This is a genomic window from Janibacter sp. FSL W8-0316 (assembly GCF_038004165.1).
Classification (GTDB): Bacteria; Actinomycetota; Actinomycetes; order Actinomycetales; family Dermatophilaceae; genus Janibacter; species Janibacter indicus.
This window is the reverse complement of sequence record NZ_JBBOQX010000001.1, coordinates 2,219,102-2,244,050: the sequence shown is the minus strand read 5'-3', so window position 1 is coordinate 2,244,050 and position 24,949 is coordinate 2,219,102. Positions and strand designations below refer to the sequence as shown.

The window sequence follows — 24,949 nt, the reverse complement described above, 5'->3', positions numbered from 1 at the left end:
GGACGGTGCCCACGTAACCTTGGGCCCCATGTCCCCCGACCTGCCCCCGGAGATCCTGCGTGCCGCCGTGGCCCACCTGGCCCCGACGGTGCCGCTGCTCACCGACCTGGGTGAGCGCTTTGCGAAGGGGGGTCATGACCTGGCTCTCGTCGGCGGCCCGGTCCGTGACGCCTTCCTCGGACGCACCAGCGGTGACCTCGACTTCACGACCTCCGCGAGCCCGGAGCAGACCGAGGCGATCCTCGCCGACTGGGGCGACGCGCACTGGGACATGGGGCGCGAGTTCGGCACGATCGGCGCCCGCAAGGGGTCGGACACGGTCGAGGTGACGACCTACCGCGCCGACGCCTACGACGGGGTGACCCGCAAGCCGGTCGTCGCCTTCGGCGACAACCTCGAGGACGACCTCGTGCGCCGCGACTTCACCGTCAACGCCATGGCGCTGCGGCTGCCTGACCTCGAGCTCGTCGACCCGCACGGGGGCATGCTCGACCTCGCCGCCGGTCGGCTGCGCACGCCGTCGACTCCCGAGGTCTCCTTCAGCGACGACCCGCTGCGGATGATGCGCGCGGCGCGCTTCGTCGCCCAGCTCGGGGTCGTCCCGGCTCCCGAGGTGCTCGAGGCGATGACCGCGGCGGCCGGCACCCTCGAGATCGTCTCGGCCGAGCGGGTGCGTGACGAGCTCGTCAAGCTCCTCCTCGCGGACGACCCGGTGGCCGGTCTGCGGGTCCTCGTCGACACCGGGCTCGCCGAGCAGGTGCTGCCGGAGCTGCCCGCCCTTCGCCTGGAGATCGACGAGCACCACCGGCACAAGGACGTCTACGAGCACTCGCTCACCGTGCTGCAGCAGGCGATCGACCTCGAGGGGCCCCCGCTGTCGGGCCCCGACGCCGACCCCGACCACCCGGTGCCGGCACCTGACCTCGTGCTGCGCCTGGCGGCGCTGCTGCACGACATCGGCAAGCCGCGCACCCGGCGCTTCGAGGCGGGGGGTGGCGTCTCCTTCCACCACCACGACGTCGTGGGCGCCAAGCTCACGGCCAAGCGGATGAAGGCGCTGCGCTTCGACAAGGACACGACCAAGGCCGTGGCCCGTCTCGTCGAGCTGCACCTGCGCTTCCACGGCTACGGCGAGGGCCAGTGGACCGACTCCGCGGTCCGGCGCTACGTCACCGACGCCGGCCCGCTGCTCGAGCGGCTGCACCGCCTGACCCGCGCCGACTGCACGACGCGCAACCAGCGCAAGGCCGCCCGCCTGCGCCGCGCCTACGACGACCTCGAGGAGCGGATCGCCGTCCTGCGCGAGCAGGAGGAGCTGGACAAGGTGCGCCCCGAGCTCGACGGCAACCAGATCGCCGCGGTCTTGGGGATCGAGCCGGGCCCGGTCCTCGGCGAGGCCTACCGCTACCTGCTCCAGGTGCGCCTCGACGAGGGGCCGATCGGCGCCGAGGCCGCCCAGGAGCGGCTGCGGCAGTGGTGGGCGCAGCGCTCCTGACACCTGCCGGGCGAAGGGGGGAGTGCTCCCCATGTCCTGCCCGACCGGACCTGCCTAGGTTGGGTGCTGACCGCACTCGAGGCCCACGGGGCCACCAGGGGAGAGACACATGAGCGTCCAGCACGGCATGGACTCCGGCCGAGTCCGCCAGATCGCGGGTCAGCTGCGGGGCGAGGTCCAGGCCCTCACGAACGTCCTCGGCGAGGGCAATGCGAGTGCCGGGCGCCTGCGCGAGCACTGGCTCGGTGACGACGGGCAGGAGCTCGTCGTGCGCTGGACCTCCGACGCCGCCAAGCAGATCGGCGCCGCCACCGAGACCCTCCGGGCGCTCGCCACCGGGCTGGAGCGCCAGGCCGAGGACCAGGACCAGGCGTCAGGGGCCGGCGGGAGCGGTGGACCGGGGGCGGGCGGGTCGCGCGGCACCGGCACGGTCGGTGACGGTGCCGGTCAGGACGGCCCTCGGCGCACCTACGACCGCCCGAGCGGCTACGACATCTTCGAGCGTGACCCGGGGTCGATGGGCGTTCGGACCAACCGCGACGAACACGGCAACCTCCACCACTACGACCCGCTCACCGGCCGGACCTGGCAGGAGGGGGCGGACGGCACCTGGCGCGACAGCCAGAGCATCTTCGGCGACACGCACACCGACATCCGCACGACCGAGCACGACGGCGGGTGGGAGACCACCCGCGAGAGCACGCGGAGCACCGCCGGACGAGGTGAGTGGGGCGAGTCCTGGTCGCACGAGCGCTCCTTCGACCACGAGGGCCTCGCGACCACCCAGGCCGTCCTCGACGGTGTCCAGAGCGAGCCGATCGTCGAGCAGGACCTGTGGGACGCCGGCGTGAGCGACCGGGTCGCCGGTGGGCAGGTCGGCGACGACCAGACCGGGGCGAGTGGCGAGGTCCTCTCGTACAACGCCGAGAGTCAGGGATCGATGGGCGTCGACGCGACCCGCGGCGCCTACATCGAGGCCGGTGCCGAGGCCGGCGCCTACCTGGCCCGTGGCGAGGCCCACTGGGGCAATAACCACGGGACGACGGCCAACGCCGAGGGCTACATCGGCGCGGAGGCCGAGGCAGGCGCCAGCGGGCAGATCGGCCCGGCCGGCGCCCAGGTGGAGGCCGGTTTCGAGGCCTTCGCCGGCGGCAGCATCGAGGGCGGCGTGAGCCAGGACCTCGGTCCCGCCGACGTCGGGGTCTCCGGGTCGCTGTCCTACGGCATCGGTGTCGAGGCCGACGTCGGGGCCGAGGTCTCCATGGAGGAGATCAGCATCTCGGCCGACATCGGCGCGACCCTCGGCGTCGGTGGGTCGCTGTCCTTCGACGTGTCGATCTCCCCCAACGAGATCGTCGACGGCCTGGCCGACGCCGGTCAGGCGCTCGCGGACTCACCGATCAACCCCGGCAACTGGTGGTGACCCCCCTTCGACCGAGATGGCAGGCTGGGCCGCAGCCCCGCCGCCCTCATGACCACAGGAGAGCAGCATGACCCGCATCAGCTACCCGAGCGAGGTCGTCCCCGGCCCGCCGCCCGTGAGCCTCGACATGCCCGAGGGATGGACCCAGGTCTGGGCCCCCGACACGCTCATCGCCATCCGTGACGACGCGCAGGGCGCCGACCACTTCCTGGCCAACGTCGTCGTCCGCTACTACCAGCGGCTCGCCCCCTTCGGGCCCGACGAGATCCAGGCCGAGCTGACCCAGTACGCGCAGCAGCGCCGCGACGGGCAGGTCGGGGCCCTCAAGCAGCTGTCCGTCGGTGGCCGCGAGTGGCTCGGCGCCGACCTGGCCTTCGTCGACGACCAGGCCGGGACCGTCGGCCAGGTCCACTGGTTCACCGCGCAGCGGCACAACGACGTCTTCGACGTCGTCCAGGTGACCGGGTCGTACGCCGGCTCGCGACGCGAGCAGGACTACGCGACCATTGACGCCATCGTGGACTCCGTCCGCGTCAACCCGTGAGGTAGGACTCCCACCGATGCCAGAGCTGAAGTACCCCAGCGAGGTCTTTCCGGGGCCCCCCGGGGTCACCGTCGACGTGCCCGAGACGTGGGCGCCCGTGCGCGTCGGAGGGACCCTGCTGTCCTGCCGGCGCATCGACAGCGACCAGGGTTTCGCGCCCAATGTCGTCGTCCGCGGCTTCCAGCGCACCGCCGACTTCACCATGCGGCACGCCCTGCAGGAGCTGCGGGGCTTCGTCAGCGACCAGCAGGACGGTCACGTCGACGAGCCCTTCGAGCTGACCCTCGGTGAGGTCCCCTTCCTCGGGGTCAACGTCTCGTGGACCGACCCCGAGATCGGCACGATCGTGCAGATCCACCTCTTCGCCGGGTCGCGCCGGGGTCGGATCGTCGACCTCGTGCAGGCCACGGGGTCCGTGGGGGGCGGGGACGCGCAGAGCGCCTATGCCGAGGTGCAGCAGATCCTGCAGACCATCCGGGTCACGAAGTGACTGCGGTGGCGCACCCTGATGAACGCCCCGGCCTGATGCTCCGTGTCGGAGCCGCGACCGACACCGGGCGGGTCCGCGACCACAACGAGGACTCGGCGCTGGCCGAGGGCGGGATCTTCGTCGTCGCCGACGGCATGGGCGGGCACGCGGCCGGCGAGGTCGCGAGCAGCATCGTCGTCGAGACGATGCGGGAGCTCGTCACGCGGGGCGAGCTGACCTCCGACGACGTCACCCGCCAGCTGCTCGTGGCCAACGAGCGGATCCTCGAGGGGGTCGCGTCGCACCCCGAGCAGCGCGGCATGGGCACGACCGCCACCGGGATCGTGCTCGTCACCGCCGGCGGGTCCGACCACTGGGCCGTCTTCAACGTCGGCGACTCACGGGTCTACCGGTGGATCGACGGGACCCTCAGCCAGGTGACCGTCGACCACTCCGAGGTGCAGGAGCTCGTCGACGCCGGCGTCATCACCGCCGAGGAGGCCCGGGTGCACCCGGCCCGCAACGTCGTCACCCGCTCCCTGGGCACCGACTACGCCTACCACTCCGACGTCTGGGTCCTGCCGCCCTACGCCGGTGAGCGCTTCGTCATCTGCAGCGACGGCCTGACCAACGAGATCACCGACGAGCGGTTGCGTGAGATCCTGCAGCAGTGCCCCGACCCCCAGGTCGCGGCCGAGGAGCTCGTCCGCGCCGCGGTCGAGGCCGGGGGCAGGGACAATGTGACCGTTGTCGTCGTCAACCTCGACGGCGACGTCGGGGACGACCTGTCGGAGACGAGCCCGCGGCAGCCGGGTGACGACACCACCCCGCGAGAGATCGTCAGCGAGGAGAAGTGACCATGCAGAGCAGGATCGAGGGTCGAGACGGCTGGGTCGAGGTCACCCGCGACGGGGTGGCCGTCCTGGCGAAGGGGGACGACGCCCTCGCCGAGCGCATCGGCGCCGCGCTCGACGCGGCCGACGGTGACGAGCTCGCCGACGTCGTCACCGACGAGCTGAGCTCTGGCGGGGTCCGACGGACCCCGGACTTCGCCGTCGTCGACCAGGCCTCCGGTCGGGTCCTCGTGCGCGGCACCGCCTCGGTGCAGGTCGTCGCCGCCGACGGCTCCACCCGCGAGTTCCTCGCTCCAGCCCGCGGCCCGTGGTCCGACGAGGACGCCGTCCTCGACGGCGAGGTCGTGCTCGTCACGGGCGAGCCCGAGCCCGCGGCCGAGTCCGGGGCCGCCGAGCCGGAGGTTGCCGAGGCCTCGGGGGCCACGGAAGACACCCCCGCCGATCCGATGACCCCTCAGGTGGCCCACCCCGAGGCCACCGACGCCGAGCCGACGCCGTCGGAGCCGGCGGAGGCCGAGGCGCTCGCGCCCCAGGAGGAGCCGGCCGCCGAGGATCCCGTCGTCGAGGAGCCGCCGTCCGCCCAGCCGACCGGCTGGGCGGTGCCCTCGGTCTTCGGCGGCGCCCCCGCCGCCTCGGAGGCGGCGACCGGTCGGCCGCAGCTGTCGGTCGTCCCCGACCCCGCGCCCGGGCCGGACTCCAGTGGCCAGCCCGCCCGGGACCCGGCACCCACCGCCCCCACCGACGAGCAGCCGGTCGAGGCCGGCGAGGTCGTCGAGACGCCCGCACCGACGCCGCAGGAGATCAGCGAGCCGGAGGCCGCGCCGGCCGAACCCGCCCCGGTGGCCGAGCCCACCGCGCCCAGTGACACCCCAGTCGAATACACCCCGGCCGGCGACACCCCGGCCGGTGAGGCCCCGGGAGCACCGGCCCCTGCCGCCGCACGTGGCGACGACGAGGAGGAGCTGCCGAGCTTCGACTTCCTCTTCGGCAACACCCACAGCCACCGCAGCTCGCTGCTCGCCGGTCTCGAGGAGGAGGAGGCGCAGGAGTCCATCGACTCCGGTCCCGTGGCGGCCGCCGGTGGCTTCCAGGCCCAGGACAACCCTGCCAACGCGACCCTCGCCCCGCCGACGGAGGAGGACGAGGCCCCGGCTCCCGCGCGCCCGCAGGGGCCGACCGTGGGGGCCCTCCCGGGCGGGTTGCCGCCCATGCCCGGCAGCGCGCCCGCGCAGCATGACGACCACGGCGACGCCGGCTGGTCGCCCGAGCAGCCGATGGCGGACGGGCCGGCGGTGCCCCCGCAGGAGCCCGTTGCTGAGGCCCCCGAGGCCCCTGCGGTCGACAACGGTCCCGAGGTCGTCGGCGCCTCGACCGGCCTGGGGGACACCCCGGCCCCGCAGCCCTTCGCCGGGTCCGGTCCCTCGCGGGTCCAGGCGGCCCGCGACGACGCCTCCGGCCACGAGCCCGGCGTCGTGCGTCCGCAGTTCGCCGACGGTCACCTCGTCGGCTCGCGCGTGCCGACGAGCACTCCGGCGGCCGCCCCGACGACGGAGGCGGCACCCCCTTCGCCCGCAGCCGAACCTGCCGCCGACGACGGTGGCGTCATCTCCGCCGTCCCGTGGGGTGGCGGGGCCGCGGCCCCCGGCATGCCCGGCGGACTGCCGCCGCTGCCGACCCCCGACCACGGAGCAGCCGAGCCGGTCCCGGCCGGGGCGGCGCCCGAGGAGGTCGGGGTCGACACCGGTGAGATCCCGAGCGGCCCGATGGTCCTCGCGGTCCGGTGCTCGCTCGGCCACCACAACGCCCCGCACGCGACCCGCTGCCGCGTGTGCGGCCAGGACCTGCCGACCCAGACGCCCGAGCAGACGCCTCGCCCCGCGCTCGGTCTGCTGCGCCTGTCCACCGGAGACGTCGTGACGCTCGACCGCGGGGTGCTCATCGGCCGCGCGCCCCGCGCGTCGGCCGAGGCGAGCGGCGCCCGCGCCCCGCACCTGGTGCGGATCTCCAGCCCGGACAACGAGATCTCCCGCAACCACGTCGAGATCGTCCTCGACGGCTGGCACGTGCTCGTCCGCGACCTCGGCTCGACCAACGGCACGACCGTCGCCCTGCCGGGGTCCTCGCCGGTGCGCGTGCGCCCGGGTGACCAGCAGACGATCGAGCCGGGCACGACGGTCACCCTCGCCGACCAGGTCTCGATGGTCTTCGAGGTCACGGGATGATGCCTGAGTGAGCAGCGCACTCCCTCCGGAGCTGCCCGGGCTGGACTACGTCCAGCCCCTCGGGTCGGGCGGCTATGCCGACGTCTTCCTCTACGAGCAGCAGATGCCACGGATGAAGGTGGCGGTCAAGGTCCTCAAGACCGAGGGCCTGACCCAAGCGATCCAGCAGCAGTTCATCGACGAGGCCAACACCATGGCCCAGCTCGCCGACCACCCCTACATCGTCCAGGTCTTCCGCTCGGACACCAGCGACGACGGCCGGCCGTACCTCATCATGAAGTACTACCCGCCGCCCAACCTCGCCCAGCGGGCGCGGGCGGCGCGCTTCTCCGTCGAGGAGGTGCTGCGCACCGGGATCCAGCTCGCGAGCGCCGTCGAGACGGCCCACCGGGCTGGCGTCATCCACCGCGACATCAAGCCGGCCAACGTGCTCGTCAGCCAGTACGGCTCGCCGGGCCTGACCGACTTCGGCATCGCCGGTCGCGGTGGTGCGCTCGAGGAGCTCGACGACGACATCGGCGTCTCCATCCCGTGGGCCCCGCCCGAGGTGCTCTTCGGGCAGAGCAACGGCGACGCGCGGGCCGACGTCTACTCGCTCTCGGCCACCCTGTGGCAGCTGCTCGTCGGGCGCTCGCCCTTCGAGGTGCCGGGTGGGGACAACTCCGCCTATGCGCTCATGCCACGCATCCGCTCCAACCCGCCGCCGACGACGGGCCGGGCCGACGTGCCGCAGTCGCTCGAGCGACTGCTGGCGCAGGCGATGAGCAAGAACCCCCTCGCCCGGCCGGCGAGCGCCATCGAGTTCGCCCGCAGCCTTCAGGCGATCGAGCAGGACGAGCGTTTTTCGCGCACGGCGATCGTCGTCCTCGACGAGCTCGGCCACTCCGGGGACTCCGGCGCGAGCCACGCCGACTCACCCGACCGCACCCAGCTGCGCGCGAACTCCGGCTCGGGGTCGGGCGGCGGTCCGCGACCCGTGCCGGGCGCGCCCCCGCCCCCGCTGGGCCAGCCGGTCATCGGCGGCCAGCTGAGCGGCGGACGCACGATCGGGGGGACCGGCCCGGTGCCCATCGCCGAGGGCGTCGCGGCCCGGGCGACGGGCGGCCCGCCGCCTCCCACGGTCTCCGGCCCGCGGCCGTCGCAGCGCAGTGCCCCGCGACCCGGCCACGCCGGCCCGCTGCAGGCTTCGGGACCGCGCCCGCCGCAGGCCTCCGGGCCCCGTCCGACGCAGTCCCCGGGCCCGCAGCCGCCACCGTCCACCCGTCGGCGGTGGGTGCCGGTGGCGGCCGTGGCGGCCGCCGTCGTCGTGCTCGCCGGCGTCATCGGCACCACGATCGCCGTGACCGGAGACGGTGGTGGGGAGCAGACCACCGGTGGCACCTCGGGCAACACCGGTGACGGGTCCTTCGAGGCGACGGTCCCCACCGCCGACCTCAAGCAGGAGGGGTCCAGCGCCGTCTTCGTCATGTCCGTCGACGGCTACGAGGACGGCGACACGTACTTCGTCCGGATGGCGCCCGAGCGTGGCGACCTCGACCGGGCGACCGCCTACGGGGTGCCGCAGATCGCGGACGGAACGGGGACCTTCTCCCAGGAGTTCGGCACGGCCGACCAGCTGTGCGGTCAGGCACAGGCGCGGCGCGGCGAGGAGCCTGACGAGGTGCGGACCCCGTGGAGCGACGTCACGTGCGTGGACAAGGAATGAGTGGGATGTCAGGTCGTGTCCCGCCGCAGGGCCAGCCCGCGACGCCCGAGCAGCCGTCGAAGGGGATCGAGGTGGGCTTGATCCCCTTCGTCGCCAGCATCGTCGGGGTGCTCCTCGTCATCGGCATCATCGGGGGCGTCCTGTGGGTCACCCGCGACGGCGAGGAGGTCAGCTCGCCCACGAGTACCGGGGCCGAGACCCCCGGCGGCGCCTTGTCGGGGCGGCCCACGCTCAAGGTGAGCGTCGAGGGCAACCAGCTCACGTGGACGATGGACTACGAGGGTCTGCGGGAGGGCGACTACTTCAGGATCAAGACCGGTGGTGCCCCCGACGCGGTCACCGGAGGGGCGGTGCCGCTCCCACGTGGCGAGACGGAGTACGAGCAGACGATCGCCCCCGGGGTGCGGCAGTGTGGCATGGTGCAGGTCGTCCGGGGTGGCGGGACGCAGACCTCAGGGTGGTCGGCGGTCCAGTGCGAGGAGGCAGGTAGCTGATGAGTGACAGCGTCGTGACGGTGGACTTCTGCGGAGAGGTCCACGAGGCACCGCGGGAGGGAACGCTGACGATCGGCCGCGAGGGCGACGTCGAGATCGACGACAACCCCTTCCTCCACCGCAACTTCCTGCAGATCACCCACGAGGGCGGCTGGTGGTGGCTGACCAACATCGGCTCGACCCTCACGGCGACCGTCGCCGACAAGAAGGGCCTCTTCCAGGCCTGGCTCAACCCCGGCGCCCGCATCCCGCTCGCCTTCGAGCGGGTCACCGTGTGGTTCACCGCCGGACCGACGACCTACGACTTCGACGTCCTCGTCGGCAACCCCAGCTTCACGTCCGTCGACCACGAGGTGCTGCTGCCGCAGCAGGGCGGCGAGACCACCGTGGGGCGGGTCGCCTTCACCCCCGACCAGAAGCTGCTCGTGGTCGCGCTGTGCGAGGACTTCCTGCGGCGCGACGGGGCCGGCCAGGGGACGATCCCGTCCTCCGCCGTGGCCGCGGAGCGTCTGGGCTGGAAGGTCACGAAGTTCAACCGCAAGCTCGACAACGTCTGCCAGAAGCTCGCCGACGCCGGGATCCGCGGCCTGCACGGCGGCCCGGGCAAGCTCGCGAGCAACCGCAAGTCGCGGCTCGTGGAGCACGCGCTGTCCACGCGCATGGTGACCCAGGAGGACCTCGTCCTCCTCGACGACCCCGAGACCGCGGAGGGCTGAGCGCCGGATGAGCGCGCAGGGGCAGGAGAGCAGGGGCACGGGCAGACGTCGCCGTCCGGTGTGGCTGCGGGTCGTGTCCGGAGGCATCGTCTCGCTGCTCGTCGTCGTCGCGGCGATCTTCGCCACCCGCTCCGACGGCCAGCCGGTTCACGACGTCGCCCTCACCGACGGTGGCCTGTGGGTCTCCGGCGGTCGCACCGGCTACTGGGCCCGGGTCAACACGGGTGCCCACCAGTTCGACCTCGTCCTGAGCGGCGCAGGTGACGCCGGCACCGGCCGGGACGTGCTGCGCGCCGACGTGCTCCAGGACGGCCGCAATGCCGTCGGGGTCACCGCCGACCGCCGCCTCATCGCCTTCGACACGCGCACGGGGCAGCGGATCAAGGGCGAGGTGCAGGTGCCCGAACCCACCCCGGTGACCGGGGTCGACTTCCACGAGCCCGACCGCGTCGCCCTCGGCGGCGACACCCTCGCGGTCGTCGACCACGACACCGGTCGGATCTGGGGCAAGCGCCTCGACCCCGCGGGTGGCACCCCGATCGCCGACCTGCTCGACACCGGTGAGCTCGACACGGTGGGCAAGCAGGCCGCGGTGACCGTCGACCTCGACGGCGACATCATGGCCGTCTCGGCCGACAGCGGCCGGGTCGTCGAGATCCCGGCAGAGGGCGACGGCTTCGGTCAGCCGATCCGCACCGACCTGGACTTCTCGGGCCGCGCTGCCGACATCACCGCCGTCGGCGACGAGTGGGTGGTCCTCGACCTCGAGACCGGCGACGTGATGTCGGAGCACCTGCTGGACCCGCAGCCCATCGCGGGCGGGACGCAGGACAACGCCGGCGAGGACCTGGCCATGGTCGCGCTGCAGCAGCCCGGCCCGGCGAGTGACGTCGTCGGCTACCAGACCCTCGAGCGCGCCGGCTACGCGCGCATCACCGAGGACAGCGACCACGACGGCGCCGACGTGGGCGTCGTCTCGGGCCTCGACGAGGGCGACGAGCGCCCGCAGGCGCAGTTCAACAAGATCTCCCGCCCGGTCGTCAACGGCGACTGCCTCTACGCCGCCTGGGGGATGGGCGGCACGATCCTGTGGGGTCGGGCCTGCGGCCAGACCCAGGCGCAGACCAGCCAGCTGCCCGTTGCCGGCAACCGCACCCGTCGCAACGGCGTCGCCGTGCGGCACGACCGCGGCCAGCTCGTCCTCAACGACCTCGACACCGGCCGGGTCTACGACCTGACCCTGCCGGGGGACCTGCGCATCGACACCTGGCCGGGAGGAGCCCCGCGTGGCGACCCGGAGCGCTACGACCCCTCCGGGTGGGGCGAGGACCCCAGCCCGAGCAGCACGACGAGCACCCGACGACCCGGCAGCAGCCCGAGCAAGACCCGCACGAGCAGCCCCACGACATCGACGAAGACCGGATGAGGAAGCAGGAACGATGAGCGTCTCCCAGGAGCAGGCCAGCTGGTTCAGCCAGGCCTTCCAGCAGATGGTCGGCAACGTCGACCAGGTCGTTCTCGGCAAGCAGCACACCGTGCGGCTGGCCCTCACCTGCCTGCTCTCCGAGGGGCACCTGCTCCTCGAGGACTATCCCGGCACGGGCAAGACGCAGCTCGCTCGGGCGGTCGCGGGCACGGTCCAGGGCTCCTCGAGCCGGATCCAGTTCACCCCCGACCTGCTGCCCAGCGACGTCACCGGCGTGACGATCTACGACCAGCAGACCAAGAAGTTCGACTTCCACCGCGGCCCGGTCTTCGCGACCATCGTGCTCGCCGACGAGATCAACCGCGCCTCGCCCAAGACGCAGTCCGCGCTCCTCGAGGTCATGGAGGAGGGCCGCGTCACCGTCGACGGCACGACCCACGAGGTCGGCCGGCCCTTCATGGTCGTCGCCACGCAGAACCCCATCGAGCAGGCCGGGACCTACCGGCTGCCCGAGGCGCAGCTCGACCGCTTCCTCATGAAGACCTCGCTCGGTTACCCCGACCACGAGGCGACCGTCGCGGTCCTCGCCGACGCGGCCCGCCGCGACCGTACCCAGGGTCTGCGGCCCGTCGTCACGGCCAAGGTCGTGCAGGACATGGCGGGCCTGGCCGACCAGGTGCACATCGACCCGGCGATCCTCGCCTACGTCTCGCGGATCGCGGAGGAGACCCGACGACACCGCAACATCCGCCTGGGCCTGTCGGTGCGTGGTTGTCTGGCCTTCGTGCGCTGCGCCAAGACCTGGGCCGCGAGCCAGGGCCGCACCCACGTGGTGCCCGACGACATCAAGGTCCTCGCGGAGCCCGTCATGACGCACCGGCTGCTGCTCACCGCCGAGGCCGAGTTCGCCGGCGTGCGCACGAGCGAGGTCATCGCCCAGATCCTCGGCGAGGTCGCCCCGCCGACCGAGCGGGTCGCCTGACCCACGAGGGACACCAGCGATGACGACAGGACTGCCCACACCCCCGCCGCAGGCCCCGCGCGGGCGCGGCCGGGTGCGCGAGGGCGGTGCCATGCCGGGCGGCACCCGGCAGGAGGACTCCCGTCTGGAGCAGATGGCGACCTCGGCCCGGCTGCGGTCGACGGGTACCAAGCGCACGGTGACCCTGCCCGGGGCCTCGGTCGTCAATGCCGGTCGCGGCGCGACCCGAGCCGTGCGGCGCGGCGCGACGGCGACGGACGAGCGGGTCCGGCGCCAGTGGTTCGGTGGGCGGCTCGACTGGATCACGCCTCTCGGCTGGACCTTCCTGGGCCTGTCCGTCGTGCTGTGGGTGCTCTCGGCCCTGCTCGGCTGGGCCGAGCCGGCGATCATCGCCGCGACGATGCTCGCGCTCGTCGTCGTGTGCGTCCTGCTGTCGATCGGGAGCCACCGGGCCGACGTCGAGCTCGTCGTCGAACCCCTGCGGGCGGAGATCGGGGACCTGGCGCAGGCCCACGTCGTGCTCACCAACTCGACGCGGCGCACGATGCTCCCTTCGCTCGTGCGCTTGCCCGTGGGCGACCACGAGGAGGTGCTGCCGGTCCCGCTCCTGCGCAAGGGGTCCAGCCACCGCACGGCCTTCCCCATCGCGACGCCGCGCCGCGGCGTCATCCCCGTCGGTCCGGCGACGACCGTGCAGGGCGATCCGCTGGGCATCACCCGCCGGACCGTGACCTTCGGTGGCGTGCAGCTCATGCACGTGCACCCGCGGCGGATCGCCCTCGAGTCCGGGGCCCACGGCCTCCTGCGTGACCTCGAGGGCGAGGTCACGCCCGAGCTGTCCATGGCCGACATCGACTTCCACGCGCTGCGCGAGTACGAGCCCGGCGACGACCGGCGCTACGTGCACTGGCGCTCGTCGGCGAAGCACGACCGCCTCCTCGTGCGCCAGTTCCAGGAGACCCGGCGCTCGCACCTGGGGGTCGTCGTCGACACCGACCCCGCGATGTACCCCGGCGGCGAAGGGGACGTGGAGACCGCCATCGCCGCGGCGGCCTCGCTCATGGTCCAGTCGATCACCGACGAGCAGGAGGCCTCGGTCGTGTGCAACGACGGCTTCGCCTCCCGCACCACCGTCCCGCTCGTCCTCGACACCCTGACGACCGCGACCGTGGGTCGGGTCGACCTCGTGCGCTCCGCGCGCCTGCTCGTCCAGCAGGCGCCGGACTCCTCGGTCGCGGTCCTCGTCACCGGGCCGGGGCGCGCCTTCCTCGAGATCCAGCAGTGCCTGGGCGAGTTCGAGACCGAGGTCCACAAGGTGGCCGTCGTCGTCGACTCCGTGGCCGATGCGAGCCTGCGCCGACTGCGGGGGCTGAGCATCGTCACCATCGGCGAGCTCACCGACCTGTCCACCGTCTCCGGGGGGCTGGTGCCGGCATGAGCGGCGGACGGACCACCGACGTGGGCGTCATCGGGGCCCCCAAGGAGGGGATGATCAAGCCCCAGCTGACGGCCAAGGAGCAGGTCCGGGCCACGCTCGGCCGGATGCGTCCCGGGCCGGCCCACTGGGTCGACACCGTCTTCACCATCGCGGTCGTCGCCTGCGGGCTCGTCGGGCTACGCACCGTCGTCTTCGGGTGGGAGTGGTGGCGGGCCGCCGCCGTCGGCCTCCTCCTCGGCCTCGTCCTCGGGCACATCCAGGGCACCTACCGGTGGCCGCTCGTCGCGACCACCGCCCTGGGCGCGGTCATGTACTTCCTCCTCGGTGGCATCCTCGCGGTGCGCGACGACGTGAAGTGGGGCGCGCTGCCCACGGGCCAGACCTTCAAGGACCTCGCCGCCGGCCCCATCTCCGGCTGGATGGACCTGCTGACGCTCGTGCCACCCGTCGACGCGCGCGGGCACATCCTCGCCGTGCCGCTCTTCATCGCCCTCGTCGCCACGACGCTGACCTACGCGACCGCGCGCATCACCCGCTCCCGCCTGCGGCTCGTCGCCACCCCCTTCGCGCTGCTCGCCGTGACCACCGCGCTCGGCACGACGGAGCCGGCATCGCTGCTCGTCCAGGGGCTGCTCCTCGCGCTGTTGCTCATCGGCTGGGTCGTCGCCCGCGACCACCTCGACCCCGACATCGGCATCGCCCGGCCCGGGATGCGGCGGCCGGCCCTCTCCCGGGTCGTCTCCGGGGCGCTGATCCTCCTCGTGGCGGCGCTCGTGGGCGGCACGCTCGGGCCCTACCTGCCGGGGCGCGACCACGAGGACCAGCGTCGGGTCGTGCGCACCGGTGTCGTGCCCGGCCACGACACGACGATCATGGCCTCCCCGCTCAGCCGCTTCCGCAACTTCACGCAGGACAGCCCCTCGCAGCTCTACAACCGCGAGATCCTCCGCGTGCAGGGGGTGCCCCGCAACACGCCGATGCGCCTGGCCACCCTCGACACCTGGGACGGCTCGACCTGGGGCATCGCCGGGCGCGGCGACACCCGGGCCGATGCCGGCCGCTCCTTCCAGCAGTTCGGGCGACGCGTCGGGGTGCTCGCGAGCGGGCGTCCCACCCAGGTCAAGGTCACCGTGCCGGAGGAGGGCTACACGGGCGGCTGGCTGCTCACCTCCGGCCGGGTCGAGGGCATCGAGTTCCTCGGTGCCGCGCAGAAGCGCCTGCAGGACAAGGCCTGGCTCAACCTGAGCACCAACACCGTCCTCGTGCCTCCGGGGCTGCGCCCCGGCGACGTCTACGAGGTGCGCACCGCGCTGCCGCCGGAGGGGTCGGGCGCACTGCCCGAGACCCTGCCCGTGTCGCGGGGCGAGATGCCCATGACCGGCGACACCTCCTTCGTCGACGCCCGGATCCAGGTGTGGAAGGGCGAGTCGCAGGACCCGTGGCAGCAGTTCCGCAAGATCGCGACGACGATGCGCGAGGAGGGCACCTACACCGACGGCACCCCGGCCACCGGGTCGGAGGCGCCGAGCGACTCGGAGCGGGCTGCGACCGCGCGGACCGCCCAGCTGTACCCGGCCGGTCACGGCCAGGGCCGTCTCGACCGCTTCCTCAACTCCGAGGTGCTCGCCGGCAACGACGAGCAGTACGCCGCGACCCTCGGCATCATCGGCAACCGCCTGGGCATCCCGACGCGCGTCGTCGTGGGGGCGACGGCAACCGACGACGGACTGCTGCGCGGCCGGGACATCCACGCGTGGGTCGAGGTGCGGCTGCGCGACGGCAGCTGGTACCAGGTGCTCGCCCCGACCTTCGTCCCCGACCGGGCCGAGCAGGCCACACCGGCCGACAACGACCCCCAGCCGTGGGACAAGCCGGCGGCCGAGCCCCCGCCGCCCCCACCGGAGGAGCCGCCCCCGCCGCCCGAGCCGGTCGTCGACTGGAGCTCGCCGTCGACCTGGCCGCTGTGGGCCCAGCTCCTCGCCGTCTTCGTCCTGCTGCCGCTGCTCGTGCTGCTGCTCACGCCGGTCGTCACCGCGGCCCGCCGCGCCGTGCGACTGCGGAGGGGCACGCCTGACCAGCGGATCGGTCGCGCATGGAACGACCTGCTCGCGGAGGCCCGCGTCCTCGGGATGCCGCTGCCGGCCGGCGGGACCCGGGTCGAGCAGGCCCGGGCCCTCGGACCGCAGGTCGACGCGGTGCCCGCCGCGATGCGGGCCGACGCGCTCGTCTTCGGTCCCGCCCCACCGGACCCGACGGCCGTCGGTCACTGGCAGGGTGAGCTGCGACAGGTGCGCCGACGGCTGCGACGCACGGCCCCCTTCGTCACCCGCGTGCGGGCGACCTTCGACCCCCGGTCCCTGCTGTCCCGTCACGAGGACATCGGGATGCACGGCACGACCACCTCCTCCCGTAAGGCGCTGAGATGAAGCTGATGTTCACCCTGCGTGGGTCGGGCAACGAGGACACCGACCTCGTCGCCACGGTCGACGGCCGCACCACCGTCGGCGACCTCGCCGAGCACCTGGTGCTGTCCGACCCGGAGCGGCAGCGCAGTGGCGGTGCGGCGCACGAGCGCTCCGACCTCGGCGAGCACACGCTCGCCCTCGTCGACGAGAACTACCGCGCGGTCGACCCCAACACCACGGTCCAGGAGTCGGGGCTGCGGTCGGGTGCGCACCTGACCGTCACCCGGCGCTCGTCGGGCTACAAGGACACCGAGGCACCGATCGCCGTCGCCAAGGTGATCGCCGGGCCGGACGCCGGCCGGGAGTACCAGCTGCAGCGCGGGACCTCGCACGTCGGTCGCGGGCGCGACTGCGAGGTGCAGATCAACGACGCATCGGTCTCGCGCAAGCACGCCAAGCTCCTCGTCGCCGATGTCGTCGAGGTGACCGACCTCGGCTCGTCCAACGGCGTCGTCGTCGGTGACGAGCAGGTCGACCGGGCGATCCTGCGCGAGGGCGAGTCCTTCACGATCGGCGACACGACCTTCAAGATCTCCGCCAAGACGCGGGCCGCGGGCGTGACGACCACCGACTCCGGCGACGTGGCCTTCACCCGCTCGCCGCGGATCGCGCCGATCTACCAAGGTCTGCAGTTCGAGGTGCCCGAGCTGCCCGAGCGCGGCAAGCCGCAGCGGATCCCGCTGGCGATGATGCTCGTGCCGGTCTTCATGGGCGCGACCCTCTTCGCCATCACCCGCTCGCGCTTCACGATCATGTTCATGCTCATGATGCCGATGATGATGCTCGCCAACACCTGGGAGTCCAAGCGGCGGGTGCGACTGGACTTCGAGGAGGCGATGGAGGACTTCCGCGAGGACGTGGGCTACCTCGTCGAGGACATCGAGGTCGAGCTCGACCGCGAGCACGACATCCGGCGGCAGGAGCACCCGGCGGTCACCGACTTCGCCCGGGCGGTCGCCGTCCACCACCCGCTGATGTGGACCCGACGCCCCGCGGACCCTGGTTTCCTCGAGTACCGGCTCGGCCTGGGCGTGCGCCCCAGCCGCAGCGAGATCAAGCTGCCGAAGATGGGACGCACCCGGGCCGAGGCCTGGCTCGAGGTCTCGCAGCTCATGCAGGGCCTGGGTGTCGTGGCCGACGTCCCGGTCACCGCGCACCCGCTGCTCGACGGCGCGATCGGCGTCTCCGGGCCGCGCGAGGCAGCGCTGGGGCTCGCCCGCTCGCTCGTCGTGCAGACCATGGCCGCGCACTCGCCGGCCGAGGTGGTCATGTGCGCCCTGGCGTCGACGACCTCGGCGCGGGACTGGGACTGGCTCAAGTGGGCCCCGCACACCTCGTCCCCGCAGAGCCCGCTCGACGTGCAGCACACCGCGAGCTCCGGCCCGGGGTGCGCGGCGATCATGGAGCAGCTCGAGGGGATCGTGGCCGCCGGCTCCGAGCGCGGCAGCTCGACGCCGATGACCGGCCCGGCCGTCGTCGTGCTCGTCGAGAACGACGCCCCCGTGGAGCGGGCGCGCCTCGTCCAGCTCGCCGAGGCCGGCTGGCGCCACCGGGTCGTCGTCATCTGGGTCGCCCCGGTGACCGAGCAGCTGCCTGCCGCGTGCCGCACCTTTGTCGAGGTCGGTGAGGACGGCAGCTGCCAGGTCGGTTGGGTCGGCCCGGCCCAGGTGGCCAGCGGGGTGCAGACCGACCTCATCCCCGTCGAGGAGGCGGTCGCCGCAGCCCGCAACCTGGCCCCGATGACCGACTCCAGCGCGGTCTCCCAGGACGACTCCGACATCCCGCGCTCGGTCTCCTACCTCGCGCTGGTCGGCACCGAGATCGCCCACTCCGAGATGGCGGTCATCGAGCGGTGGAACGAGAACCGCTCGATCCTCACGGGGCGGCACGCTCCGCCCACCCCGAGCCGCAAGCCGGGCTCCCTTCGCGCCGTCATCGGGCAGTCCGCGATGGGCACGCACAGCGTCGACCTGCGCACCGACGGCCCGCACGCGCTCGTCGGTGGTACCACCGGCGCCGGCAAGTCCGAGCTGCTCCAGGCCTGGATCCTCGGCATGGCGACGGCCAACAGCCCGCAGCGGGTGACCTTCCTGCTCGTCGACTACAAGGGTGGTTCGGCCTTCCGCGACTGCGTCCAGCTGCCGCACACCGTCGGCATGGTCACCGACCTGTCGCCGCACCTCGTGCGGCGAGCGCTCGCGTCGCTGTCGGCGGAGCTGCACTACCGAGAGCACCTGCTGGCGCGCTTCAAGGCCAAGGACCTCGTCGAGCTCGAGCGCCGCGGTGAGGTCGAGGCACCACCGAGCCTGATCATCATCGTCGACGAGTTCGCCGCGCTCGTGCAGGAGGTGCCCGACTTCGTCGACGGCGTCGTCAACATCGCCCAGCGTGGCCGCTCGCTCGGCATCCACCTGATTCTCGCGACGCAGCGTCCCGCCGGCGTCATCAAGGACAACCTGCGCGCCAACACCAACCTGCGCATGGCCCTGCGCATGGCGGACGAGGACGACTCGTCCGACGTGCTCGGCACCAAGGACGCCGCCTACTTCGACCCGGGTCTGCCCGGGCGTGCGATGGCCAAGTCCGGTCCCGGACGTCTCGTGCCCTTCCAGACCGGCTACGCCGGTGGCTGGACGAGCAACACCCCGCCGCCGCCGGACATGCTCGTCTCCACGCTCACCTTCGGTGCGCCCGTCACCTGGGAGCTGCCCGCCAAGCCGAAGGGGGACGAGGACGCCGACCTCGGCCCGACCGACATCCAGCGCGTCGTCGAGACGGTCGAGAAGGCTCGCGTCGAGTCGGAGATCCCCATCCCGCGCAAGCCGTGGCTGCCCGAGCTCGCCGAGGTCTACGACCTCGCGAAGCTGCCGACCGAGCGCCGCGACGACGAGCTGGTCATCGGCATCGCCGACAACCCCGAGAACCAGAGCCAGCCGACGATCTCCTTCCGCCCGGACGCCGAGGGCAACCTCGCGGTCTTCGGCGCGTCCGGGTCGGGCAAGAGCTCCTTCCTGCGGACGATCGCCATCGCGGCCGGCTTCACCGTGCGCGGTGGTCCCTGCCACGTCTACGGGCTCGACTTCGGCAACCGCGGTCTGGCCATGCTCGAGGAGCTGCCGCACGTCGGCAGCATCATCTCCGGCCAGGACGAGGAGCGCGTCAAGCGGCTCATCACGATGCTGCGGGAGATCATCGAGGAGCGGGCCGTGCGCTACTCCAAGGCCAATGCCACGACGATCACCCAGTACCGCCGGCTCACCGGCAACACCTCTGAGCCGCGGATCTTCGTGCTCGTCGACGGCCTGACCGCCTTCCGCAATGCCTACGAGTCGGCCGGCGCGCTGATGAAGTGGCTCGACGCCTTCACCTCGCTGCTCGCGGACGGCCGACCGGTCGGGGTGCACTTCGTCCTGTCGGTCGACGCCCGCAACGGCCTGCCGGTGTCGATGGGCTCGTCGGTGCAGTCGCGCTTCTCGCTGCGGATGGCGACCGAGGACGACTACTCATTCCTCGGGCTGCCCACCGACGTGCTCACCCCCGACTCGCCGCCCGGGCGCGGTCTGTTCAAGAAGCGTGAGGTCCAGGTCGCCGTCCTCGGCGGCACGTCCGACGCGTCCGAGCAGTCCCGCATGGTGCGCGGCTTCGCCGAGACGATGGCCAAGTCCGGGGTGCCCAGGGCGCCCGAGGTCGCCTCGCTGCCCGAGATCGTGCCGGCGGCGGACCTGCCGGCGCAGGTCGACGAGCTGCCGGTCATCGCGATGAACTCCGACGACCTCGCACCGATGGCCATCGACCCACGAGGTGGCTTCGTCGTCACGGGTCCGCCCGGGAGCGGGCGGACCACGACGATGGTCCAGCTGGCCAAGGCCATCAAGCGGTGGCGGCCCAGCGCCCAGCTGCACCTCATCACGCTGCGGCGCAACTCCGAGCTGACCGCACTGCCGGAGTTCGATCGCACGGCCACGCGCGAGGACGACATCAAGGAGCTGTGCGAGCTGCTCAAGGAGCGGGCGCTCGACGAGGGCTCGCCGCTGCAGGTGCTCATGGTCGAAAAGCTCGACGACCTGAACACCTCGCCCTACCAGAGCCCGCTGCAGGACGCGATCAAGCCGCTCGTCGACAACGACCACTTCGTCGTGGCCGAGGCGGACCCGAGCGCCATGACCACGAGCATGGGTCTGCCGGGCCTGGTCAAGGCGGCACGCTCGGGGATGGCGCTGGCCCCCGACGGGTCCGAGTCCTCGATGATCTTCAAGACCAACTTCCCGCCGCTCGCGCGGGTCTTCATGCCCGAGGGGCGGGGGGTCCTGGTGCGCAAGGGCAAGGCGGAGATCGTCCAGATCGCGCGTCCGGAGATGGCCGTTCGATGACGAATTTTGTTGTGCGACAACGCAATTGGCTTCGCATCTGTTAGCAGGGGAGTGGGTGGGGAGTCCTCCCCATGTACCTCGCGAGCACGTTGTCCCTAGTGTTGACCTCAGTCGGGCAGGGGAACAGCAGCCCGCAGGGAACACAACAGACCAGCAGCAACACCTACACGCAGGAGGACAAGATGGCTTGGCTCGGAATGAACCTCGAGACCGTCAAGGGCGAGCTGCCCAAGTGGCAGAACCTCGCTGAGGAGCTCAACGGCGTCATCAACAACGTCAACACCCAGGTGCAGCAGGCCAACGAGGCCTGGAACGGCCCGGACTCGGAGAAGTTCGTCTCGGAGTGGGAGGGTCAGCACCGCCCGGCGCTCGAGAAGATCAAGGCCCTCATCGAGCAGCTCTGCGAGCAGCTCCAGAGCGACATCCAGCAGCAGGCCGAGGTCTCCGGCTCCTGAGCCGCGACCCAGACGACGACACACGAGACTTAAGGAGAGATTGACATGGGTGGAAACCTGACCGACGGAATGGACACTGGCAGGGTCAAGGAGGTCGCGGGTCAGCTCAACACCGAGGCCGGCCGCGTGGGCGAGATCAGCTCCAACGGCACCTCGCAGGCGGGCACGCTCAAGGAGAACTGGCTCGGCCCGGACTCCGAGCAGTTCGGTGACGCCTGGGGCGACGCCGCCAAGGCCCTCCAGCAGGCCCAGGACGCGCTGCAGGCCTACTCCAAGGCCGCCATCCAGCAGGCCGACCAGCAGGAGAAGGGCTCCGGCGCCTGATCCGGCTCGCACGTCGAGGGGGCGGATCCGACCACACGGTCGGGTCCGCCCCCTTCGTCATGCCGCGGGGTGCAGCAGCGCAGATCAGTCGTCGATGACGACGAGCACCTCGCCCTCCTGGACCACGTCGCCGGCGGCCACCTTGACCTCGAGGACGCGACCGGAGCGGTCCGCCAGGACCGGGATCTCCATCTTCATCGACTCGAGGAGCACGAGCTCGTCGCCCACGGCGACCTGCTGGTCGGCAGCGACCTGCACGGCGATGACATTGGCGACCAGCTCTGACTCGACTCTGTGACCCATGCCACTGAGGTTAGTCGGGCGGGGGTGTGGTGGACACAGCCGGTCCGTGGGTGGCCATGATGGCGGCATGACCACGGTGGACCTCCTCGACCCGGCCCTCGTCGACGACCCCTACCCGCTGCTGGCGACCTGGCGGGACGCCGGGCCCATGCTCCGGGCCACCGACGGGCGCTGGGTGGCGACGACGCACGCGGCGGTGAGTGCCACCCTTCGGCACCGGGCACTCGGGCGGATCTGGACGGACTGGCAGCCGGCCGAGCAGATGGAGCCCTTCAACACGCTGCACCGCAACCAGCTCATGGAGAACGAGCCGCCCGAGCACACCCGCATGCGCCGCCTCCTCGCCGGTGCCTTCGCCAAGGGGCACGTCGAGCGCATGAGGCCGCGGATCGAGGCCCTCGCCGACGCGATGCTCGCCGAGCTCGACGCGACCGGCCCCGTCGACGTCCTGGCCGCCTATGCCGAGCCGATGCCCGTCTACGTCATCGCCGACCTGCTCGGGGTCCCCCGCGAGGACCACGTCCGCCTGCGCGACTGGTCGCAGGCCATCGTGCACATGTACGAGCAGGGCGTCGACGAGGCGACCCGGGAGTCCGCCGTGCGCGCGAGCGCGGACTTCGCGGACTACGTGCGCGGCGTCGTCGAGCTGCGTCGCGCGCAGCCGGGCGAGGACCTCGTGAGCGACCTCATCGCCGAGCGTGACGGTGGCAGCGGGTTCAGCGAGGAGGAGCTCATCGCGACGGTCGTCCTGCTGCTCAACGCCGGCCACGAGGCCTCGGTCAACACCTTCGGCAACGGCCTCCACGCCCTGCTGCGCCACCCCGACCAACTGGCCCGCGTCACGACCGGTGAGGTCACGCCGGCGACTGCGCTCGAGGAGCTGATCCGCTTCGACGCGCCGCTGCAGCTCTTCGAGAGGACCGCCACCGCGCAGGTCGAGATCGCGGGCGTCACGGTGGCGAAGGGGGAGACCGTCGCCTGCCTCATGGGCTCGGCCAACCGCGACGCCGCCGTCTTCGGCGCCGACCCGGCGACGGGTGCCGATGCCTTCGACGTCGCACGCGACCCCAACCCGCACGTCGGCTTCGGCCTCGGGCGCCACTTCTGCCTCGGCGCACCGCTCGCCCGGGTCGAGCTCGAGATCACCCTGCGACGGCTGCTCGAGCGATTCCCCGACATCGCCCTCGCCGGTGCCCCGCCCCGCCGCCCGACCTGGGTCCTGCGGGGTCTGGCCGCGCTGCCGGTCACCGTGGGGCCCGCTGGCCGCTGAGCACGACAAACACCCCCTTCGCAAGGGTTTCAAACCCTTGCGAAGGGGGTGTTTGTCGGGTGACCCGGAAAACGCGGGGTAGGTGGGTCAGCGCTCTGGTCAGCGCTCCGGATGGGATGGAGGAGCGCTTCCCGTCGCTCCACCGGGCGGACCCTCGTTCCTCGGGCCCACCCTCCGCCGCTCTGGTCAGCGCTCCTCGGTGCCGGCGATGAAGGCCTCGAGCTTCGCGCGGCCCTCGGTGTCCTCGCGCTGCTCCGGCGGGGACTTCATGAGGTAGCTGCTCGCGGAGAGCAGGGCGCCGCCGATGCCCCGGTCCTTGGCGATCTTGGCCGCGCGGATCGCGTCGATGATGATGCCCGCGGAGTTGGGCGAGTCCCAGACCTCGAGCTTGTACTCGAGGTTGAGCGGGACGTCGCCGAAGGCGCGACCCTCGAGGCGCACGTAGGCCCACTTGCGGTCGTCGAGCCAGGCGACGTAGTCCGACGGGCCGATGTGGACATTGCGGTCGTCGGCACCGACCCCGGCGAGCGGGCCGTCGAGGTTGGAGGTGACGGCCTGGGTCTTGGAGATCTTCTTCGACTCCAGGCGCTCGCGCTCGAGCATGTTCTTGAAGTCCATGTTGCCGCCGACGTTGAGCTGGTAGGTGCGGTCGAGGACGACGCCGCGCTGCTCGAAGAGCTTGGCCATGACGCGGTGGGTGATCGTCGCGCCAACCTGGCTCTTGATGTCATCGCCGATGATCGGGACGCCGGCGTCGGCGAACTTCTGCGCCCACTCCGGGTCGGAGGCGATGAAGACCGGCAGCGCGTTGACGAAGGCGACGCCCGCGTCGATGGCGCACTGGGCGTAGAACTTGTCGGCCTCCTCCGAGCCCACCGGCAGGTAGGAAACGAGGACGTCGACCTCGGCGTCGCGCAGCGCCTGGACGACGTCGACCGGCTCGGCCGGCGACTCGTCGATCGTCAGGGCGTAGTACTTGCCGATGCCGTCGAGGGTGTGTCCGCGCTGGACCGTCACGCCGGTCGTCGGGACCTCGGCGATCTTGATCGTGTTGTTCTCCGAGCTGTTGATCGCCTCGGCGAGGTCCTTGCCGACCTTCTTGTCGTCGACGTCGAAGGCAGCCACGAACTGCACGTCGGAGACGTGGTAGTCGCCGAAGGTCACGTGCATCAGGCCGGGCACGGTGCCCTGCGGGTCGGCGTCCTTGTAGTACTCGACTCCCTGGACGAGCGAGCTCGCGCAGTTGCCGACGCCGACGATGGCGACGCGGATGGCGGTCATGGGTTCTCCTTGGTGGGGGGCGGGTTGAAGGCGGGATGGGCGGGGTCGCTCAGCGAGCCCGGTCGCACCTGGGGTGCGCGACGCTCGGCGTCGATGAGCTCGTCGAGCCAGGCGACGGCACGCTCGGTCGCGTCCTCGCCGTGGCTGTGGAGTGCGGCGGTCCACCGGTCGAGGCGCTCGCCCTGCTCGGCGGCGCGCATCGCGCCCAGCTGCTCGGCCAGGCGGGCGCGGCGACCCTCGAGGAGGCGCAGGCGCACCTCGCGCTCGGTGCGGGCGAAGAAGGCAAGGCGCACGTCGAAGGCGTCGTCGGCCCAGCTGCTCGGGTCGGTGCGCCCGGCGATCGCGGCGAAGGCCTCGCGGCCGGCCTCGGTGATCGTGTAGGTGATCCGCTGCCGGCGGCTGCCCGCGGCGCGCGGCTCGTCGCGGTCGACGCTCACCAGCTCCTGCCCCTGCAGGCTCGCGAGGCAGGGGTAGAGGGTGCCGAAGGACAGCGCGCGGAAGGCGCCGAGCCGGGCGTTGAGCCGACGCCGCAGCTCGTAGCCGTGCAGCGGGCTCTGGTGGAGCAGGCCGAGGACGGCGAACTCGAGCATCTCTCGACGGCGCACGTCAGCTCCCTTCGCTCCATCGGTGGACCGGGCCGAAGGGGGCAGCCCGGGTCGGGCGTCGATCGGCGCGGTGCTCGTAGGTTACCCGATGTATCGAACAGATACATC

The 24,949-nt window shown here is 72.3% G+C and carries 20 protein-coding genes; 17 read left to right on the top strand and 3 right to left on the bottom strand.

Annotated elements, in window-relative coordinates:
* The first annotated feature begins 28 nt into the window (after positions 1–28).
* The 16 genes from NYE39_RS10980 to NYE39_RS10905 all read left to right on the top strand — a co-directional run bounded on the left by NYE39_RS10980 (position 29) and on the right by NYE39_RS10905 (position 21,382).
* On the top strand, positions 29–1,495 hold the full coding sequence (locus NYE39_RS10980; RefSeq protein WP_341012693.1) for a CCA tRNA nucleotidyltransferase: 1,467 nt from the start codon (positions 29–31) through the stop codon (positions 1,493–1,495).
* Between the two features lie 109 nt (positions 1,496–1,604).
* Positions 1,605–2,918, top strand: a complete 1,314-nt coding sequence (locus tag NYE39_RS10975) for a hypothetical protein (protein WP_341012692.1) — start codon at positions 1,605–1,607, stop codon at positions 2,916–2,918.
* A gap of 67 nt (positions 2,919–2,985) precedes the next feature.
* Positions 2,986–3,462, top strand: coding sequence for a hypothetical protein (locus tag NYE39_RS10970; RefSeq protein WP_341012691.1), 477 nt, complete (start codon positions 2,986–2,988; stop codon positions 3,460–3,462).
* 16 nt (positions 3,463–3,478) lie between these two features.
* Entirely contained in the window at positions 3,479–3,952 is a 474-nt protein-coding gene (locus tag NYE39_RS10965) for a hypothetical protein (protein ID WP_072626022.1), read from the top strand.
* 35 nt (positions 3,953–3,987) lie between these two features.
* The gene (locus tag NYE39_RS10960; RefSeq protein WP_341012690.1) at positions 3,988–4,788 is read left to right on the top strand and encodes a PP2C family protein-serine/threonine phosphatase; all 801 of its coding nucleotides are present in this window, start codon (positions 3,988–3,990) and stop codon (positions 4,786–4,788) included.
* A gap of 2 nt (positions 4,789–4,790) precedes the next feature.
* Positions 4,791–7,007 carry an FHA domain-containing protein gene (locus tag NYE39_RS10955; RefSeq protein WP_341012689.1) on the top strand — a complete coding sequence of 739 codons (2,217 nt, stop codon included), beginning with the start codon at positions 4,791–4,793 and terminating at the stop codon, positions 7,005–7,007.
* A gap of 7 nt (positions 7,008–7,014) precedes the next feature.
* Complete coding sequence (locus NYE39_RS10950) at positions 7,015–8,712, top strand: serine/threonine-protein kinase (RefSeq protein ID WP_341012688.1); 1,698 nt, start codon at positions 7,015–7,017, stop codon at positions 8,710–8,712.
* A 5-nt stretch (positions 8,713–8,717) separates the two neighbouring features.
* Positions 8,718–9,206, top strand: coding sequence for a hypothetical protein (locus NYE39_RS10945; protein WP_341012687.1), 489 nt, complete (start codon positions 8,718–8,720; stop codon positions 9,204–9,206).
* Positions 9,206–9,922, top strand: coding sequence for a hypothetical protein (locus tag NYE39_RS10940; RefSeq protein ID WP_341012686.1), 717 nt, complete (start codon positions 9,206–9,208; stop codon positions 9,920–9,922). The genes NYE39_RS10945 and NYE39_RS10940 overlap by 1 nt, the downstream gene beginning before the upstream one ends.
* Positions 9,923–9,995: 73 nt before the next feature.
* Complete coding sequence (locus NYE39_RS10935) at positions 9,996–11,348, top strand: hypothetical protein (RefSeq protein ID WP_341012685.1); 1,353 nt, start codon at positions 9,996–9,998, stop codon at positions 11,346–11,348.
* A 13-nt stretch (positions 11,349–11,361) separates the two neighbouring features.
* Positions 11,362–12,330, top strand: a complete 969-nt coding sequence (locus NYE39_RS10930) for an AAA family ATPase (RefSeq protein ID WP_072626016.1) — start codon at positions 11,362–11,364, stop codon at positions 12,328–12,330.
* A 19-nt stretch (positions 12,331–12,349) separates the two neighbouring features.
* On the top strand, positions 12,350–13,768 hold the full coding sequence (locus tag NYE39_RS10925; protein ID WP_341012683.1) for a DUF58 domain-containing protein: 1,419 nt from the start codon (positions 12,350–12,352) through the stop codon (positions 13,766–13,768).
* On the top strand, positions 13,765–16,194 hold the full coding sequence (locus NYE39_RS10920; protein ID WP_341012682.1) for a transglutaminaseTgpA domain-containing protein: 2,430 nt from the start codon (positions 13,765–13,767) through the stop codon (positions 16,192–16,194). Before NYE39_RS10925 ends, NYE39_RS10920 begins: the two co-directional genes overlap by 4 nt.
* A gap of 5 nt (positions 16,195–16,199) precedes the next feature.
* The gene (locus NYE39_RS10915; RefSeq protein WP_164513619.1) at positions 16,200–20,603 is read left to right on the top strand and encodes an FtsK/SpoIIIE domain-containing protein; all 4,404 of its coding nucleotides are present in this window, start codon (positions 16,200–16,202) and stop codon (positions 20,601–20,603) included.
* Between the two features lie 182 nt (positions 20,604–20,785).
* Positions 20,786–21,058 (top strand): WXG100 family type VII secretion target, encoded by a 273-nt coding sequence (locus NYE39_RS10910; protein ID WP_159451182.1) that lies wholly within the window; start codon positions 20,786–20,788, stop codon positions 21,056–21,058.
* 45 nt (positions 21,059–21,103) lie between these two features.
* On the top strand, positions 21,104–21,382 hold the full coding sequence (locus NYE39_RS10905) for a WXG100 family type VII secretion target (RefSeq protein WP_125932886.1): 279 nt from the start codon (positions 21,104–21,106) through the stop codon (positions 21,380–21,382).
* Between the two features lie 84 nt (positions 21,383–21,466).
* Here the strand turns inward: NYE39_RS10905 and NYE39_RS10900 are convergent, their stop codons facing one another.
* Positions 21,467–21,685: a biotin/lipoyl-binding carrier protein gene (locus NYE39_RS10900; RefSeq protein WP_072626011.1), complete on the bottom strand. Its 219-nt coding sequence runs from the start codon at positions 21,683–21,685 to the stop codon at positions 21,467–21,469.
* Between the two features lie 67 nt (positions 21,686–21,752).
* On the opposite strand from NYE39_RS10900, the gene NYE39_RS10895 reads away from it, so the two are divergent.
* Positions 21,753–22,955, top strand: coding sequence for a cytochrome P450 (locus NYE39_RS10895; protein ID WP_341012681.1), 1,203 nt, complete (start codon positions 21,753–21,755; stop codon positions 22,953–22,955).
* Positions 22,956–23,141: 186 nt separating this feature from the next.
* Here NYE39_RS10895 and NYE39_RS10890 read toward each other — a convergent pair whose 3' ends face one another.
* A complete protein-coding gene (locus NYE39_RS10890) occupies positions 23,142–24,236 on the bottom strand; it encodes an inositol-3-phosphate synthase (protein WP_072626009.1) in 1,095 nt (364 codons plus the stop codon).
* Positions 24,233–24,841: a PadR family transcriptional regulator gene (locus tag NYE39_RS10885; RefSeq protein WP_236953401.1), complete on the bottom strand. Its 609-nt coding sequence runs from the start codon at positions 24,839–24,841 to the stop codon at positions 24,233–24,235. Before NYE39_RS10885 ends, NYE39_RS10890 begins: the two co-directional genes overlap by 4 nt.
* Positions 24,842–24,949 lie beyond the last annotated feature (108 nt).

Excerpts from the sequence above, each read along its gene's own strand:
- NYE39_RS10930 (WP_072626016.1), top strand. The coding sequence starts at position 11,362 with ATGAGCGTCTCCCAGGAGCAGGCCAGCTGGTTCAGCCAGGCCTTCCAG.
- NYE39_RS10975 (WP_341012692.1), top strand. The coding sequence starts at position 1,605 with ATGAGCGTCCAGCACGGCATGGACTCCGGCCGAGTCCGCCAGATCGCG.
- NYE39_RS10920 (WP_341012682.1), top strand. The coding sequence starts at position 13,765 with ATGAGCGGCGGACGGACCACCGACGTGGGCGTCATCGGGGCCCCCAAG.
- NYE39_RS10910 (WP_159451182.1), top strand. The coding sequence starts at position 20,786 with ATGGCTTGGCTCGGAATGAACCTCGAGACCGTCAAGGGCGAGCTGCCC.
- NYE39_RS10890 (WP_072626009.1), bottom strand. The coding sequence starts at position 24,236 with ATGACCGCCATCCGCGTCGCCATCGTCGGCGTCGGCAACTGCGCGAGC.
- NYE39_RS10945 (WP_341012687.1), top strand. The coding sequence starts at position 8,718 with ATGTCAGGTCGTGTCCCGCCGCAGGGCCAGCCCGCGACGCCCGAGCAG.
- NYE39_RS10915 (WP_164513619.1), top strand. The coding sequence starts at position 16,200 with ATGTTCACCCTGCGTGGGTCGGGCAACGAGGACACCGACCTCGTCGCC.
- NYE39_RS10940 (WP_341012686.1), top strand. The coding sequence starts at position 9,206 with ATGAGTGACAGCGTCGTGACGGTGGACTTCTGCGGAGAGGTCCACGAG.
- NYE39_RS10895 (WP_341012681.1), top strand. The coding sequence starts at position 21,753 with ATGACCACGGTGGACCTCCTCGACCCGGCCCTCGTCGACGACCCCTAC.
- NYE39_RS10970 (WP_341012691.1), top strand. The coding sequence starts at position 2,986 with ATGACCCGCATCAGCTACCCGAGCGAGGTCGTCCCCGGCCCGCCGCCC.
- NYE39_RS10905 (WP_125932886.1), top strand. The coding sequence starts at position 21,104 with ATGGGTGGAAACCTGACCGACGGAATGGACACTGGCAGGGTCAAGGAG.
- NYE39_RS10965 (WP_072626022.1), top strand. The coding sequence starts at position 3,479 with ATGCCAGAGCTGAAGTACCCCAGCGAGGTCTTTCCGGGGCCCCCCGGG.
- NYE39_RS10955 (WP_341012689.1), top strand. The coding sequence starts at position 4,791 with ATGCAGAGCAGGATCGAGGGTCGAGACGGCTGGGTCGAGGTCACCCGC.
- NYE39_RS10980 (WP_341012693.1), top strand. The coding sequence starts at position 29 with ATGTCCCCCGACCTGCCCCCGGAGATCCTGCGTGCCGCCGTGGCCCAC.
- NYE39_RS10960 (WP_341012690.1), top strand. The coding sequence starts at position 3,988 with ATGCTCCGTGTCGGAGCCGCGACCGACACCGGGCGGGTCCGCGACCAC.
- NYE39_RS10900 (WP_072626011.1), bottom strand. The coding sequence starts at position 21,685 with ATGGGTCACAGAGTCGAGTCAGAGCTGGTCGCCAATGTCATCGCCGTG.
- NYE39_RS10925 (WP_341012683.1), top strand. The coding sequence starts at position 12,350 with ATGACGACAGGACTGCCCACACCCCCGCCGCAGGCCCCGCGCGGGCGC.